This window comes from Streptosporangium sp. NBC_01469 (assembly GCF_036227305.1).
Taxonomy (GTDB): Bacteria; Actinomycetota; Actinomycetes; order Streptosporangiales; family Streptosporangiaceae; genus Streptosporangium.
The window spans coordinates 2,099,495-2,115,116 of sequence record NZ_CP109465.1 but is presented as its reverse complement, the minus strand read 5'-3'; the positions used below and the strand labels follow the sequence as shown (position 1 = coordinate 2,115,116).

Genomic DNA, 15,622 nt, shown 5'->3' with positions numbered 1-15,622 from the left:
GGTGGTAGGCCCCGGTGGCCGCCAGCGCGAGGAGGTCACCCGGGCGCAGGTCGGCGGGGAGCGGGACGTCCTCCGCGATCGTGTCGCCCGTCTCGCAGTGGTGGCCGACGACCGTGAACGAGCGCGGCCCCTCGCGGGAGACCCGTCCGGCGAGCCGTACGGTTTGACATCCACTCCGCCCTAAGAGACGGAGATTCCGGTCTGCCGCGTGTGCGGCTCCTGGCGGGTTCCTGCTTCGTCGCGCGGTGCCGGGATCGCTCCCGGTCCTACCCGCGCTCCACAGTCGTTTAGCCTCTCCGCCTGCCCGGCGGCGAGAATGTTGATCGCCGCGTTGACGTCCCGGTCGTGGCCGGCCCCGCAGGGGCAGGTCCACGACCGGACGTTCAACGGCATCGAGGTGGCAATGGTCTCGCAGGCCGAGCACAACTTCGACGACGGAAACCAGCGGTTGATCTTGCCGAAATGGCGGCCATACCTGACAGCTTTGTACTCCAGCATGGCGACGAACTGCGACCAGCCCGCATCATGCACACTCTTGGCCAGCCTCGTGCGCGCCATGCCGGACACGGCGAGATCCTCCACGTACACCGCTTGGTTGTCGCGGATCAACGTGGTGGACAACTTATGGGCGAAGTCGCGGCGGGTATCGGTCACCTTGGCGTACGCCCTGGCGACCCTGAGCTTGGCCTTGGCCCGGTTCGCCGACCCCTTCTGCGTGCGGCTCAGCGCCTTGTGCGCCCTGCGCAGCTTTTTGGCCGCCCGCCGCAGAAAACGCGGGCTGGCCACCTTCCGACCATCCGAGGTGATCGCGAAATGGGTGAGACCCAGATCGATGCCGATCTCGGAGTCCGTCTGCGGCAGCGCCTCCCCGGTCGCTTCGACGACGAACGACGCGAAGTAGCGGCCCGCCGAATCCTTGACCACCGTCACCGACGACGGGTCCGAGGGCAAAGACCGCGACCAGCGCACCTCCACCTCGCCGATCTTCGGCAGCCGGAGTTTCCCCCTGTTGTCACCGCGAACCGGGCGTTCCTGGTGAACCGGATCGCCTGCCGGGAATCCTTGCGGGATCGGAACCGGGGTGGCGCGATCGTGCGGCCCTTCCGCTTCCCGGACAGGGAGGCGAAAAAGTTGCGGTAGGCGGTGTTCAGATCCGCGAGCGCCTGCTGCAAGACCACCGCCGACACCTCGCCCAGCCACGCCCGCTGCGGCGTCGCCTTGGCCCGCGTGATGACCTGCTTGGACAACTCCCCGTCCGAGATGTACGGCAAGCCCCGTATCCGGGCATCCCGCCGGATGCACAGCCCGTCGTTGAACACCGTCCGCGCGCACCCGAACGCCCGCGCCAGCGCTTGACGCTGACCCGGCGACGGGTAAAGGCGGAAGTTGTACCTGAGCTGCACGGATCAATTGTGCGCCCCTGTGCCCTGGCGTGCATGCAATCCGGACAGATGAGCGTCGCCGAAGCGCGCAGCCGGTTCGCCGAGATCCTCAACAACGCAACGGGCCGACGGGCGCCCAGCGGCATCTAGCGGGCGCTGCCCAGGAGCCTCTCGGTGGCGACGAGGCGCACGCAGGTGGCGAGGCCGGAGATGGCCAGCTCCACCTCGTCGAGCTCGGGGTAGGTGGGGGCGATGCGGATGGTGCTGTCGCGGGGGTCCGTCGCGTACGGGTGGGTGGCGCCCGCGGGGGTGAGGGCGATGCCCGCCTCTCCCGCCCGCCTCACCACCTCGCGAGCGCATCCCTCCAGCACGTCGAGGCTGATGAAGTAGCCGCCCGAGGGGCTGGACCAGGTCGCCAGGCCGGTGCCGCCCAGCTCCTTCGTGAGGATCGTCTCGACCGCGTCGAACTTCGGCCGGAGCAGCTCCCGGTGGCGGCGCATGTGCTCGGCCAGGCCGTTCTCGTCGCGGAGGAACTCCACGTGGCGAAGATGGTTGATCTTGTCGGGGCCGATGGTGCGCTTGGCGGTGTGCCCGAGCAGCCAGGCCACGTTGGTCGGGGACGACCCGAAGAAGGAGACACCGGAACCGGCGAAGGTGATCTTCGAGGTGGAGCCGAAGACGAAGACGCGGTCGGGGTTGCCGTGCTCGGCGCACAGCGCCAGGATGTCGGCGATCTCCACGGGCGTGTCGGTCAGGTGGTGCACGGCGTAGGCGTTGTCCCAGAAGATCCGGAAGTCCGGGGCGGCGGCCGGCATGGCGGCCAGGCGCCGCACCGTCTCGTCACCGTAGGAGACACCGCTGGGGTTGCTGTACTTGGGCACGCACCAGATGCCCTTGACCTGGGGGTCTTCGAGCACGAGACGCTCCACGACGTCCATGTCCGGCCCTTCGGCGTTCATCGGCACGGGGATCAGCTCGATGCCGAACCGCTCGCACAGGGCGAAGTGGCGGTCGTACCCGGGAACCGGGCACAGGAACGCGACCCGCGGCTCGTCGGCCCAGCGGCGCTCGGCGCCGGGCAGCGTGCCGAGCAGGGCGTGGACGATCGAGTCGTGCATCAGCGAGAGGCTGGAGTTGTCCGCGGCGACAAGCTGCGCGGCGGGCACCTGGAGCGGGCCGCTGAAGATCTCCCTGAGCTCGGCCAGGCCCTGGAGCCCGCCGTAGTTGCGGCAGTCGGTGCCATCCGCGGCGCTGTGACCGCCGGGCAGGTCCAGCAGCGCCTCGGAGAGGTCGAGCTGCCGCGCCGACGGCTTGCCCCGCGTCAGGTCGAGGGACAGACCGCGCCGGACGAGCGCGTCGTAGTCACGCCGGGCGGCGTCCCGCTGGGCGGTCAGCTCGTCGATGGTGAGGGCCGGAGGGGTCACGGGAGTTCCTTCGCCTGCTGGTGATCGGCTCCGGAGGCGGTCGGCGACCGGCTGGAAAGCCGGTGAGGGAGCGGCTCCGAAGGTGGCCTGGGTCAACTTCGAAGAATAGAAGACCTCTCCGCCCGATCGGAAGCCGGACCCTTCGCGCCGGGCCGCTCGGAGACGATTCAGCCGCTCGATCGCGAGCGTCGCGCCACCGGCTCGCCATACGATCACCGTATGGCTGAGGTCATGGTGCGTGACGGAACCTGGACGTTCGACGGCGAGATCCTGCGGATCGTGCCCGGTCGCGACCGGAGCGTGAAGAAGCTGCGGCAGTTGCTGGGCGAGGTGCGGGTGCCGCTGGAGGCGGTGGCCGGCATCGCGTACGAGCCCGGCAAGAAGGGCGGCAGGCTGCGGCTTCGCCTGCGGGAGGGCGCCGACCCGTTCAACCAGGCGGCACGCGGGCGGATCGCCGACGCCGCCGACCCCTACCAGCTGGTCGTGGACGCCGACCGCACCGGCGCCGCCGAGTACTTCGTCGACGAGGTGCGCAACGCGCTGGTGATCGAGCAGGTGCCGGACGGCCCCTCGGAGCGCTACCTCATGCCGGGCCCGGCACTGCCCGTGGTGGTTCCGGCGGGCGACGGCACGGCGACGTTCGACGGCGAGTCGATCCGCCTCGAATGGAACTGGGCCGCGGAGGAGGGCAAGAAGTCGGCCGGTCCCCAGCGGCTCGCGCTGAAGGACCTCAGCGGCGTGGAGTGGTTCCCGACCGCCGGCCTGGAGAACGGCTACCTCCGTTTCCAGGTGAGAGGCGCGGCGGCGCACAAGCTCGCTCCCAAGCACGACCCGAGCTGCCTGGTCCTGTGGGGCTTCGACAAGGAGACCCGCACGACGGCGCTGCTCGTCGCCGCGGTCCTCGCCAGGCTGCCGCACCCCTCGGACGCCCAGCTGCCTTCCGCCACCGAGCCCCCGTCGATCGAGCCGCCCGCGGCACCCGCGGGCGGCGACGACCCGGACTCGCTCCTGCGCCGCCTGCGCGAGCTCGGCGAGCTGCACAGGGACGGCATCCTCACCGACGAGGAGTTCACCACCGCCAAGCAGGCCCTGCTCCGCCGCTTCTGAGCGACATCCCTCCGGACGGCACCCGCCCTTCTGAGCGACACGCCCTTCTGAGCGGCACCCGTTCTTCTAAGCGGCACCCGTCCTTCTGAGCAGCCCCGCCTCCGGACGGCACCCGTCCCGCTGAGCGGCACGCCCTTCCGGACGGCACCCGCCTCCCGAGCGGCACCCGCCTCCGGACGGCCGCGCGGAGGTCACCGGCACTGGGCGAGCATGATGTTCTTGTCCGCGCGAGTGACCGGCAGGTTGTACTTCAGGGCCACCTGGGCGAAGCGGACGACGTAGGCGCAGCGGACCCGGTGTACGGGAGGGAGCCAGGACGCGGGCCCCGAGCCGCCCTTGGCCTCGTTGGCGTCGCCGTACACCGGAAGGAGGTTGAGCGGGTCGTTGGCGATGCGCTTCCGCTTGGACAGCGGCCAGCGGGAGGCTCCCATCCGCCACTCGTAGGACAGCGGGACCACGTGGTCGACCTGGATCTCGTCGGAGCGCTTCTTGGTCCAGCGGACGATCCGGCCGGTGTAGGGGTCGCGCAGCCTCATGGAGACGACCACGCAGTCGGATCCGCGGCGGTAGCGCACGTTCTCGCCGTCGCGGGCCAGCAGGTCGTCGCGGGTACCGCAGCCGTTGCGCGCGTACGGCACCCCTTTGGCGGTGTCGGCCCAGTTCTCGCCGAACCTGGTCCGGCTGTAGCCGGCCTTGGAACCCATCGGCCTGACCCGGAGCTTCCCGATCAGCCTGACGGCGGCGCCCCGGTCTCCGGCCGACCTGACGGGCGCCAGACCGGGGCCCACCCCGTCAGGGTTGTCCAACGGCGCGACCCGGGCCGGCGCGGCCCTCGCACGCGTGTCGCCGTGCGTCGACAGTGAGAAGAGCACCGCGGCGCCGAGCACCACGGTGACCACCCCCCGCGTGCTCACCCATACCTCCAGGAGGGTCTACGGGCTCATGCCTGACCGATTCCCGGTAATCCCCTGGTTGACACGGGGGTGTCCGCTGGTTGAGACCGTACCCGGAAGGGGCCGGTCAGGGCTGGAAGCGGTAGCCCATGCCCGGTTCGGTGAGCAGGTGGACCGGGTGGGCGGGGTCGCGTTCCAGTTTCTTGCGCATCTGGGCCATGTACTGGCGAAGGTAGTTGGTCTCCTTGCTGTAGGAGGCACCCCAGACGTCGTTCAGCAGGCGGCGCTGGGTGATCAGCTTGCCGGGGTTGCGGACCAGGATCTCCAGCAGGCGCCACTCGGTGGGCGTGAGCCGCACGCCGCCGGAGACGGTCTTGCCCGCCAGGTCCACCTCGTGATCGCCGATCACGAACCGGGCCGGTTCCTCCTCGGGGGCGAAGGTGCGGCGCGACACCGCGCGGATCCTGGCGAGCAGCTCGTCGACGCCGAACGGCTTGATGACGTAGTCGTCCGCGCCCGCGTCCAGGGCCTCCACCTTGTCGTGGCCCTCGACCCTGCCGGACAGCACGATGATCGGGACGCTGGTCCAGCCGCGCAGGCCGTGGATGACGTCCACCCCGTCCATGTCGGGCAGGCCGAGGTCGAGCACGACCAGGTCGGGGTGCCAGTCGGCGGCCTGGCGCAGCGCGGCGGCGCCGTCCGCGGCCACGGCCACCTCGTACCGGCGGGCGGCCAGGTTGATCCGCAGCGCCCGCAGGAGCTGGGGCTCGTCGTCGACGACGAGGATGCGCGTCACGGGTCCTCCACGGGTTCGGGCGCGGCCCGGTGCCGCGGGAAGACGGGCAGGGTCAGGATCATGGTGAGGCCACCGCCCGGTGTCTCGTCCGGTACGAGGGTGCCGCCCATCGCCTCCGCCAGCCCCCGGGAGAGCGCGAGGCCGAGACCGACACCGGTGGCGTTGTCACGGTCGCCGAGCCGCTGAAAGGGCATGAAGACCCGGTCGCGCGCCTCCTCGGGGATGCCGGGCCCCCGGTCGACGACCCTGATCTCCACGTGCTCGCCGTCGCCGCTCACGCCCGCGCCGATCAGCACGGCGACGCCCGGCGGGCTGTGGCGGACGGCGTTGGAGACGAGGTTGACCAGTACGCGTTCGAGCAGCACCGGGTCGGCGGCGATCTCCGGGAGGTCCTCGGGCAGGCGGTCGCGCGCCCGGTCGCGGAGCGGGCCCAGGTCGTCGATGACCCGGGGAACGACGTCCTCGAGCGCGGTCGGCTCCAGTGTCAGCCCGAGCACCCCCGCCTGCAGGCGGCTCATGTCGAGCAGGTTGGCGACCAGGCGGTCCAGCTTGGTCAGGGACTCGCCGGCGGTGGCGAGCAACTCCTCCCTGTCCTCCGGCGACCAGTCGACGTCGGTGGCGCGCAGGCCCTCCACGGCGGCCCTGGCCGAGGCGAGCGGGGTGCGCAGGTCGTGGCTGACCGCGGCGAGCAGCGCGGTGCGCATCCTGTCGGCCTCGGCGAGCGGGCGCAGCCGTTCCGCCTGCTCGGCGAGGCGCTGGTGGCGCAGTGCCACCGCCGCCTCGGCGGCGAACGCCTCCAGCACCCTGCGGCCGGACGCCCCGGGCAGCCATCCGCGTACGGCCAGCACCAGATCGTCGTCGACGACCACGTCGGTGTCGGCGAGGCCGGGACGGGTGGACGGCTCCCCGCCCCCGGTCGCCACGATCCGCCAGCCGTCCGGATCGTCCGGCCTGTCCTCAGAACCGGCAGGGCCATCGCTCCGGCGTTCCAGCAGGGTGACGGAGACCAGCCCGAAGGTCTCCCTGAGCCGGGAGAGCAGGGACGGCAGCGCCGCCTCGCCCCGCAGCACGTACCCGGCGAGGGTCGCCAGCACCTCGGCCTCCGCGCCCGCGCGGGCGGCCTCCCTGGCGCGGCGGGCCGCGAGGTCGACGACCGCGCTCACCATGATCGCGACCAGTACGTAGACGACCAGGGCGAGCAGATTCTCCGGCCGCGTCACGGCCAGCGAGTGGAACGGCGGCGTGAAGAACCAGTTGAGGAGGGCGAAACCTGCCACCGCGGCGGTGATCGCGGGCCACATCCCACCGGCCAGCGCGACGCAGACCACCATCAGCAGGAACAGCAATATCACGCTCGGCAGCGTCGTCGCCTGCCTGAACTCCAGGAGGGCGGCGGTGAGCAGGGGAAGTCCGAGCAGTGCCGTCCCCCAGCCGGCCAGCCTGCGGGAACGGGTGAGCGCGGCGCGTGAAGGGCCGCGTCCGCCGAACTCCCCCACCTCCCCGTGGGTGATCATGTGGACGTCGACCGTCCCCGAGTACGCGGCCGTGGTCACGCCGACCCCCCGGGAGAGGATCCGCGCGAGCCACCCGCGCCGGGAGACCCCCAGCACCAGTTGGGTGGCGTTCACCCGCCGGGCGAACTCCAGCAGCGCCCGCGACACGTTGTCGCCCACCACCTGGTGGTAGCTGCCGCCCAGGCTCTCCACCAGCGCGCGCTGCCGGGCCAGGTGCGCCGGGTCGGCGCCCGCGAGCCCGTCGGCCATCGTCACGTGCACCGCCAGCAGGTCCGCCCGGGGGGACCGGGCCGCGATCCGCGCCGCCCGGCGTACCAGGGTCTCCCCCTCCGGGCCTCCGGCCAGCGCCACCACCACCCGCTCCCGGGTCTCCCACACCCCGGCGACGCGGTGCTCGGTGCGGTAGCGACCGAGCTGGTCGTCGACCTTGCCCGCCACCCACAGCAGCGACAGCTCGCGCAGCGCCGTCAGGTTGTCCAGCTGGAAGTACCTCGACAGTGCCGCGTCCGCCTTCTCCGGCGCGTACACGTCGCCGTGCGCCATCCGGCGGCGCAACGCCTCCGGGGTCATGTCCACCAGCTCCACCTGCCCGGCCCGCCGCACCACCTCGTCGGGCACCGTCTCGCGCTGGACCACCCCGGTGATCTCCTCGACCGCGTCGCGGAGCGACTCCAGATGCTGGACGTTGACGGTGGAGACGACGTCGATCCCGGACTCCAGGATCTCCTCCACGTCCTGCCAGCGCTTGGCGTTGCGCGAGCCCGGCACGTTGGTGTGGGCCAGCTCGTCGACCAGGACGACCCCCGGCCGCCTGGCGATGACGGCGTCGACGTCCAGCTCGCCGACCACGGTCCCGCGGTGCTCCACCGCCACGCGCGGGACGATCTCCATCCCCTCCAGCAGCTTCTCGACGCGCTCCCGCCCGTGCGTCTCCACCAGCCCGATCACCACATCGGTGCCGCGCTCCTGGCGCCGGCGCCCCTCGGCCAGCATCGCGAAGGTCTTGCCCACTCCGGGGGCCGCCCCCAGATAGACGCGCAGCCGTCCGCGTGCCATGCAGCTCGTCCTTCGCCGATCACCGATACCTGCCGGACGCCGGGCCGGACCCGGCTGTTCTTCCCTGAGGCCAGGCTACGGTGGACGGTCTCCCCGCTGATCGGGTGACCCGGTGAGCGGCGGAGGACGACGGCCGGGTCAGAGCCAGTTGCGCTTCTTGAACGCCCGGTAGAGCAGGACGGTGCCCACGATGATCAGAATCGTGGAGGTCCAGAACCCGATCGACTGGTCGAAGCCGGGGTAGGGCACGTTCTGCCCGTAGAAACCGGTGATCATCGTGGGCACCGCGATGATGGCCGCCCAGCTGGTGATCTTCTTCATGATGTCGTTGAGCCGGAACCCCTGCTGGTTCATGTGGGCCTCGCGGACATTGCTCACCAGATCCTGCAGGGACTCGCTCCACTCCGCGGTGCGCAGGGTGTGGTCGTAGATGTCCTGGTAGTACGGGGCCAGCTTGGGATCCATGACGTCCTGCCTGCGCAGCAGGCTGCCCACGACCTCGCGCGTCGGCACCGCCAGCCGCCGGAAGCGCACCAGCTTCTTGTGCATCTCGAAGGTCCGGCGCTGGATGTGCGGCATGTCCCCGGGATTGTCCTGGAAGAGATTGTCCTCCAGCTCCTCGACCCGGTCGTCCACCCCCTGCAGCACGTCGAAGTAGCCGTCCACGATGTAGTCGAGCAGACCGTGCAGCAGGTACGGCACCCCGAACTTGACCATGACGGAGTTGGCGTCCCAGCGCCTGAGCACCTCGTCGATGTCGAACTCGGGGTTCTCCCTCACGGTGACCAGGGCGTTCTTGGTCGCGAAGATCGAGACCTCGATGAAGTCGATTCCCTCCTCCATGAGCCTCGCCGCGTAGGTGGTGATGAACAGGTGACTGTCGTAGGTGTCGAGCTTGGGACGCTGGTGGCTGTGGAGCGCGTCCTCGACGGCCAGGGGGTGGAGACCCAGCTCCTCGCTGATCTTCGCCAGGTCCGCCTGCGTGGGCGAACAGAGGTCGAACCAGACGACGGCGGACTCGTCCCCCACGTGCTCGGAGATGTCGTCGATGGGAAAGCCCTCGGCCTCCAGGACGCCGTTGCGATACAGGCGGGTACGGTCCATGGGCGCCAACCTTAGACCTGCCGCGACAGCCCGGAAATCATCGGGAGATCCACATTTCCCACCCCTCGCGCCGGCCCCGGCGCCGGATGTCGACGGCGGCTTCCGGCGGCCTGTCCGTCGGATTTCCCGGCGACATCGGGATCCGAGGAATAATCCCGCTCGGCGAGGGCAGCAGTGGCTACCACAACAGCCAAAGCCTGAGGTGGTAGCCACATGATAGTGCTGGGACTTCTCTTGATCGTACTCGCGGGTGCGACCGTGATCGCGGTCTCCTGGGACGAGACCGCGGCATCGACCACCACCGCTTCCTTCACCGTGTTCGACCGCCTGTTCCAGTTCACCCAGCTGGAGCTCTTCTTCGCCGGGGTGGCCACGGGAGCGGTCTTCCTGCTCGGCCTGGGGATCATGTTCTCCGGTATGCGGCGCTCGGCCGCGCACCGTCGCAGGCTCCGTACCTCGCGGACGGAGGCGCGTGACCGCGTCACCCGCCTGGAGGAGGAGAAGCGGGAGCTGGAGCGCAAGCTCGAAGAGACCCCCGCGACCCCCGCGACCCCCGCGACCGCGACGGCCCCCGTGGTCGACCGCGACCGCGACGGCGTCGACGACCGTGCCGAGGACACCGCGCCCCACCCCCGGGTCGACGTGCCCCGGCAGTCCTCCACCGACCAGCTCGTGGCCGGTCGCCACGGGCGCTCGGACCACCGCTAGTCCCCGTCTTCCCTCAGCCGGTGCGCCCCTCGGGCCGCACCGGCTGCGGCATGTCCGGACCCCCCTCGCCCGCGACCGGCGAACCCCCGTCGCCACCCGGTACGGCCTCATCTGACACGGTCTCGTCCGCTGGGATCTCGTCTGCCGGGGTCCCGGCGGTTTTCCCTCGACGGTGCAGGAGTGTCATGAGCCCGCCCGCGACGAGTCCCCAGAAGGCGGCGCCCACGCCCAGGAGCGTCAGTCCCGACGCGGTGACCACGAAGGTGACGGCCGCGGCCTCCCGGCCCTCGGGGTCGGCGACGGCGGAGGCGACGGCCGAGACGAGCGCGCCGAGCAGGGCGAGACCGGCGACGGCCTCGACGAGCAGCGGCGGGGAGAGCAGGACGAGCGCGGTGGCCAGCCCCGAGCCGATACCGAGAACGATCATCGAGGCGCCCGAGGTGACCGAGGCGATCCACCGGCGGGCCGGATCGGGATCGGCGTCGGGCCCGGCGGACAGCGCGGCGCTGATCGCCGCCAGGTTCACCGCGTGGCCGCCCAGCGGGGCACCGAGCGTGCTCGCCAGGCCGGTGGAGACGAGGATCCCGCGCAGCGGGGGACGGTAGCCGTACCCGGCGAGGACCGCCATGCCCGGCACGTTCTGCGAGGCCATGGTGACCAGGAACAGCGGGAGCGCGACGCTGACCATCGCCTGGGCGCTCCAGGACGGGACGGTCACCTCAAGCACCGGCCGCACGTCCACCGCCCCCAGCCCCGGACCGGTCAGGGCGATGGCCGCGACGGCGACGAGGAGGGCCACCGGGACCGCCCACCTGCGGGCGAACCTGCTCAGCAGCGCCCAGGTGAGCACGACGGGACCCGCCATCAGCGGTATCTCGGCGAGCGCCCTGACCGGCGCGACACACAGATCGAGCAGGACCCCGGCGAGCATGGCACCGGCGATCGGCGTGGGGATGGCCGCGAGCCACCGGCCCAGGACGGGGAAGAGACCGGCGGCGGTGAGGAGGAGTCCCGAGACCACGAACGCCCCGACCGCGACGGGAAAACCGCCCTCCACGGTCCCGGTCGCGACCAGCAGCGCCGACCCCGGGGTGGACCAGGCGATGACGATCGGAACGCGCTGCCGCAGGCCCAGCCAGACGGCCACCACGCCGATGAACAGGCAGAGGACGAGCAGCCCCGACGCCGCCTGCCGCTGGTCGGCGCCCACGGCCCTGAGCCCCGCCAGGACCACGGCGAAGGAACTGGCGAAACCGACCACCGCGGTCACGACTCCGGCGAGCACGGGTTGAAGCAGGCGTGTCATCTTCGGTCCTCGCGGGGGAAAGGGTGCCAGGCGTTCCGTAAACGGAACGGGCGTCGTGCTGCACGATAGCCCCATGGACTCCGGAGCACAAAGCCCCAGGCCCGCCGGGGAAACCGGCACGCCAGACCGATCCGCCGCGGACGACGGCACCCTCGAACGACCCACCACGGACACCGGCACGCCCGTCAGGCCCGCCGCGGGCACCCATACGCCCGGCAGGCCCTCAGCGGCCACCGACCGGCCCGCCGTGGACGGCGGGACGCTCGACATCGGGCGGCGGATTCGCCGGCTGCGCGAGGAGCGCGGCATCTCCCTGTCGGCCCTCGCCCGCGGCGCCGGTGTCGGCAAGGCCACGCTCTCCGGCCTGGAGAACGGCACCCGCAACCCCACCCTGGAGACCCTCTGGGCGATCACCGCCGAGCTCGGCGTCCCCCTCGCGATGGCCGTCGGCACCCCGCCGGTGGACGCGGGCGGGAGCGAGACGGCCGAGACGGCCCCCGTCATCCACGGGACGGCCGCCGAGGGAACGCTGCTCCAGGTCTTCGAGGACGAGGGGGTGACGTACGAGCTCTACCGGATGGTGATCCGCCCCGGGGTGGCGCAGGTCTCGCCCGCCCACCACGAGGGCGTCACCGAGCACATGACCGTCTTCGCCGGAACGCTCAGCGCGGGACCGACCGGGGCTCCCCTGCGCGCCGGCCCCGGCGAGCACATCTCCTGGCGGTCGGACGTCCCGCACGCGTACGTCGTCCTCGGTGACCAGGACGTCCACGCCAGCCTGCTCATCCGCTACCCGCGCCGCTGATCCCGGCGCCCCGGTCAACCCGATTGCATACTTAAAATACCTAAAAAGTAATATTTACCCCATGACACCACGGTCCATGGCGATTCTCTTCTGGGCCACGGGTGTACTCGCCTACGTCGTCGCCGTCTTCCACCGGCAGTCGCTGGGGGTGGCGGGCATCGAGGCGGCGGCGAGGCTCGGCGTCGGGGCGGCGGGGCTCTCGGTCCTGGCCATGTGCCAGCTGCTGGTCTACGCGGGCATGCAGGTGCCCGTCGGGATACTGGTCGACCGGCTCGGCTCCAAGCGCATGCTGGTCCTGGGAGCCGTGGTGATGGCCTGCGGCGAGCTCGTCTTCGCCCTGGCCGCAGGGCTGCTGCCGGGTATCGCCGGGCGGGCGCTGATCGGGTGCGGGGACGCGATGACGTTCATCAGCGTGATCAGGCTGGTCGGCCTCTCCTTCCCCGCCCACCGCAACCCGCTGATGGTCCAGCTCACCGGCCTGCTCGGCCAGCTCGGCGCGATCGCCTCCGCGGTGCCCCTCATCCACTCCCTGCACACGTACGGCTGGACGCCGACCTTCGCGGGCGCCGCCGTCGTGGGCCTGGTCTCCGCGTTCCTGCTGGTCACGGTGCTGCGCGACGCCCGCCCCGAGCGTACGGGGGCGCCGCCGAGCCTGAAGGCCGCCTGGGCCGAGCCGGGCACCCGGCTGGGCATGTGGACCCACGCGGCCACCCAGTGCTCGGCGGCGGCGTTCCTGCTGCTGTGGGGGTATCCGTTCCTGGTCCGGGGACAGGGACTGACCCCCGCGACGGCGGGCGTGCTGCTGACCACGCTGACCCTGTGCGGCATGGTGTGCGGGCCGCTGCTCGGCTACCTCGCCGGACGGTTCCCCTTCCACCGCTCCCGGATGGTGCTCATCGTGATCGGCACCACCGCCGGGGCGTGGACCGCCGTGCTGGTCTGGCCGGGACGGGCACCGCTCTGGCTGCTGGTGGCGCTCGTGGTGGTGCTGGCGGCGAACGGCCCGGGGTCGATGATCGGCTTCGACTACGCCAGGACCTTCAACCCGGCCACCCGGATCGGCGCGGCCACCGGCATCGTGAACGGCGGAGGCTTCGTCGCGTCAGTGTCGGTGATCGCCCTGATCGGCGTCACCCTCGACCTCATGGGCGACAACGGCCTGGACGACTTCCGCTGGGCGTTCGCCGCGCAGTACCCGATCTGGGCGCTGGGCGCCGTCCAGGTCGTCCGCTACCGGGGCAAGGCACGGCGGCGCTCGCTCCCGGCCATCCAGGCGAGCTCCTGACGCCCCGAAGGACCCGGCTCGGACGATCCTCGTGAAGGACCCGGTTGGACGATCCTCGTGAAGGGCTCGGCTCAGACGATCCTCGTGAAAGGTTCGGCTCAGACGATCCTCGTGAAGGGCTCGGCGAAGTGGGCGGTGCCGATCGTCCCGCCCTCCGCCCTGACCCGGTCGAGCAGCTCCACGCGCGTGACCGCGGCCAGCTCGGGGTCGGCGTCGTAGAGGTAGGGCACCCGCGGATCCTCCAGTTGCACCGGATGCAGCACCACGTCGCCGGTCAGCACCAGATCACCGACCTGGACGACCTGGTGGCCCGGGGTGTGGCCCGGCGTGAGCAGCACCCGGACGCCGGGCAGCACCTCCGCCCCGCCGTCCACCACCTGTACCCGCTCGCCCAGCGGCCGGACGACGTGATCGAGGATCGCCTCGCCCGCCGCGTCGATCTCGGCGCGCTGCAGGACGTGCCGGGCGTTGCCGAAGACCGGCGACCCCGCGACCACCGCACCGCTCGCGTGGTCGCTGTGCAGGTGCGTGATGACCACGGCGTCCACCTCGCCGGGAGCGGTCCCCACCCGGGCCAGCTCCGCGCCCAGGGCGCCGGGCACCGGTGCCCAGCTCGCCGCGGGCGAGTCGTGGGGGCCGATGCCGGTGTCGACCAGCACCGTGCGGCCCGCCGCGTCGCGCAGCAGGTAGCAGTGGAAGTGCAGGATCCACTCGTCCGACTCGCCGTGGCGGCCCCCGGGGAACATCTGCGACATCGGCCGCCGGATCGCCTCGCCCATCGGCCCCACCGCGTCGCACAGCGGGAACACCTCGACCCCGGCGACTGTTATGGACTGATGTAGCATCCGCTCTCCTGTTCGGGATGGGGCAACGGTGCTACCGTGATACCGGGCGTGACGCACCGCTGGCTAGGCCGCGTGCGATGATCCGCCCCCGTTTCTCGCTTTTTCTCTCACCACCGCCCCTGTGTCAGGCGTGCGGTCCCCATCTCCCGTGAAAGGTCACTCATGACCACGGAACCCGTTTTCAAAGAACCCACCATCGAAAAAATCACCGCGAAGAAGGTGCCGCGTCCCCGAGGAGGCGACCCGGGCAGCACCGGGAAAGCCCCCCGCCGGAACGGCGCGGCCACGACCGGCCGGTCCTCCGGGCACGACGCCCCCGTCGAGACCGTGACCGGCCTGCTCGACATCCGCGACCGTACCGGATACATCCGGACCGGCGGATACCTGCCGTCCCCGCGCGACGTCCGCGTGCCCCACTCCCAGATCTCCGAGTACGGCCTGCGCCCCGGCGACCTCGTCGTGGCCACCGCACGCGCCCCATACGAAAGGCTGGAGGGGGTGGAGAGCGTGAACGGCGCCGCCGCCCGGCGGCACAGGCCCGACTTCGCGGACATGACCCCGATCCACCCGCGCGACCGGCTCCGCCTGGAGACCGGATCGCTGACCGGCAGGGTCGTCGACCTGTTCACGCCGATCGGCAAGGGCCAGCGCGGGCTGATCGTCGCCCCGCCCAAGGCGGGCAAGACGATGGTCCTGCAGGACCTGGCCGCCGCCGTCACCGCCAACCACCCGGACTGCCACCTCATGGTCGTGCTCGTCGGCGAGCGCCCCGAGGAGGTCACCGAGATGCGCGAGTCCATCCACGGCGAGGTCGCCGCGTCCACGTTCGACCGTCCCGACCGCGACCACACCGCCGTCGCCGAGCTCGCCGTCGAGCGCGCCAAGCGTCTCGCGGAGGCCGGGCACGACGTCGTCCTCCTCCTCGACTCCCTCACCCGGCTCGCCCGCGCGTACAACAACCTCGCCCCCGGCGGCGGGCGCACCCTCGCCGGAGGCATCGACGCCACGGCCCTGCTCCCCCCGCGCCGCTTCTTCGGCGCCGCACGCAACCTGCGCGACGGCGGCTCGCTGACCATCCTCGCCACCGCGCTGGTCGAGACCGGCTCGCGGATGGACGACAGCCTCTTCGAGGAGTTCAAAGGCACCGGCAACATGGAGTTGCGCCTCAGCCGCGCCCTCGCCGACAAGCGCCTCTACCCCGCCGTCGACCTCGACGCCTCGAGCACCCGCCGCGAGGAGATCCTCCTCGACCCCCGGGAGCGGCAGCTCACCTGGCGGCTGCGCCGCACGCTGGGCGGCCTGGAGCGGCAGCAGGCCCTGGAGCTCCTCACCGGCAGGCTCAGCGAGACCCCCTCCAACGCGGTCTTCCTCCAGCAGATCCAGCAGACCGCCTGACC

The 15,622-nt window shown here is 71.5% G+C and carries 12 protein-coding genes and 2 pseudogenes; 5 read left to right on the top strand and 9 right to left on the bottom strand.

Annotation, left to right across the window (positions count from 1 at the left end):
- Window positions 1–22 precede the first annotated feature (22 nt).
- The 3 genes and pseudogenes from OG587_RS47095 to OG587_RS09515 all read right to left on the bottom strand — a co-directional run.
- A pseudogene (locus OG587_RS47095) lies at window positions 23–283 on the bottom strand (hypothetical protein); the annotation flags it as partial.
- Window positions 181–1,403, bottom strand: a pseudogene (locus OG587_RS09520) (RNA-guided endonuclease InsQ/TnpB family protein). The pseudogenes OG587_RS09520 and OG587_RS47095, both read right to left, overlap by 103 nt.
- 125 nt (window positions 1,404–1,528) lie before the next feature.
- Window positions 1,529–2,806: an aminotransferase class I/II-fold pyridoxal phosphate-dependent enzyme gene (locus OG587_RS09515; RefSeq protein ID WP_329088825.1), complete on the bottom strand. Its 1,278-nt coding sequence runs from the start codon at window positions 2,804–2,806 to the stop codon at window positions 1,529–1,531.
- Between the two features lie 219 nt (window positions 2,807–3,025).
- Between OG587_RS09515 and OG587_RS09510 the strand changes: the two genes are divergently transcribed.
- Entirely contained in the window at window positions 3,026–3,913 is an 888-nt protein-coding gene (locus OG587_RS09510; RefSeq protein WP_329088824.1) for a DUF4429 domain-containing protein, read from the top strand.
- A gap of 191 nt (window positions 3,914–4,104) precedes the next feature.
- On the opposite strand, the gene OG587_RS09505 is transcribed toward OG587_RS09510, so the two are convergent.
- The 4 genes from OG587_RS09505 to OG587_RS09490 form a co-directional block, all read right to left on the bottom strand.
- Window positions 4,105–4,827, bottom strand: coding sequence for an HNH endonuclease family protein (locus OG587_RS09505; RefSeq protein WP_329088821.1), 723 nt, complete (start codon window positions 4,825–4,827; stop codon window positions 4,105–4,107).
- Between the two features lie 106 nt (window positions 4,828–4,933).
- A complete protein-coding gene (locus OG587_RS09500) occupies window positions 4,934–5,602 on the bottom strand; it encodes a response regulator (RefSeq protein WP_329088819.1) in 669 nt (222 codons plus the stop codon).
- Window positions 5,599–8,172, bottom strand: a complete 2,574-nt coding sequence (locus OG587_RS09495; RefSeq protein WP_329088817.1) for a sensor histidine kinase — start codon at window positions 8,170–8,172, stop codon at window positions 5,599–5,601. The genes OG587_RS09500 and OG587_RS09495 overlap by 4 nt, the downstream gene beginning before the upstream one ends.
- 138 nt (window positions 8,173–8,310) lie before the next feature.
- Window positions 8,311–9,276: a magnesium transporter CorA family protein gene (locus tag OG587_RS09490; protein ID WP_329088815.1), complete on the bottom strand. Its 966-nt coding sequence runs from the start codon at window positions 9,274–9,276 to the stop codon at window positions 8,311–8,313.
- A gap of 234 nt (window positions 9,277–9,510) precedes the next feature.
- Here OG587_RS09490 and OG587_RS09485 point away from each other — a divergent pair, with 234 nt between their 5' ends.
- Window positions 9,511–9,984 carry a hypothetical protein gene (locus OG587_RS09485; RefSeq protein WP_329088813.1) on the top strand — a complete coding sequence of 158 codons (474 nt, stop codon included), beginning with the start codon at window positions 9,511–9,513 and terminating at the stop codon, window positions 9,982–9,984.
- A 13-nt stretch (window positions 9,985–9,997) separates the two neighbouring features.
- Here OG587_RS09485 and OG587_RS09480 read toward each other — a convergent pair whose 3' ends face one another.
- Window positions 9,998–11,290 carry a benzoate/H(+) symporter BenE family transporter gene (locus tag OG587_RS09480; RefSeq protein WP_329088811.1) on the bottom strand — a complete coding sequence of 431 codons (1,293 nt, stop codon included), beginning with the start codon at window positions 11,288–11,290 and terminating at the stop codon, window positions 9,998–10,000.
- A gap of 73 nt (window positions 11,291–11,363) precedes the next feature.
- Here OG587_RS09480 and OG587_RS09475 point away from each other — a divergent pair, with 73 nt between their 5' ends.
- Together OG587_RS09475 and OG587_RS09470 are read left to right on the top strand one after the other, a co-directional pair.
- The gene (locus OG587_RS09475) at window positions 11,364–12,095 is read left to right on the top strand and encodes a helix-turn-helix domain-containing protein (protein WP_329088809.1); all 732 of its coding nucleotides are present in this window, start codon (window positions 11,364–11,366) and stop codon (window positions 12,093–12,095) included.
- 61 nt (window positions 12,096–12,156) lie between these two features.
- Window positions 12,157–13,380: an MFS transporter gene (locus tag OG587_RS09470; protein ID WP_329088807.1), complete on the top strand. Its 1,224-nt coding sequence runs from the start codon at window positions 12,157–12,159 to the stop codon at window positions 13,378–13,380.
- Window positions 13,381–13,478: 98 nt separating this feature from the next.
- Here OG587_RS09470 and OG587_RS09465 read toward each other — a convergent pair whose 3' ends face one another.
- Window positions 13,479–14,225, bottom strand: a complete 747-nt coding sequence (locus OG587_RS09465) for an MBL fold metallo-hydrolase (RefSeq protein WP_329088805.1) — start codon at window positions 14,223–14,225, stop codon at window positions 13,479–13,481.
- Between the two features lie 162 nt (window positions 14,226–14,387).
- Between OG587_RS09465 and rho the strand changes: the two genes are divergently transcribed.
- Window positions 14,388–15,620, top strand: coding sequence for a transcription termination factor Rho (rho, locus tag OG587_RS09460; protein WP_329088804.1), 1,233 nt, complete (start codon window positions 14,388–14,390; stop codon window positions 15,618–15,620).
- Window positions 15,621–15,622: the final 2 nt, after the last annotated feature.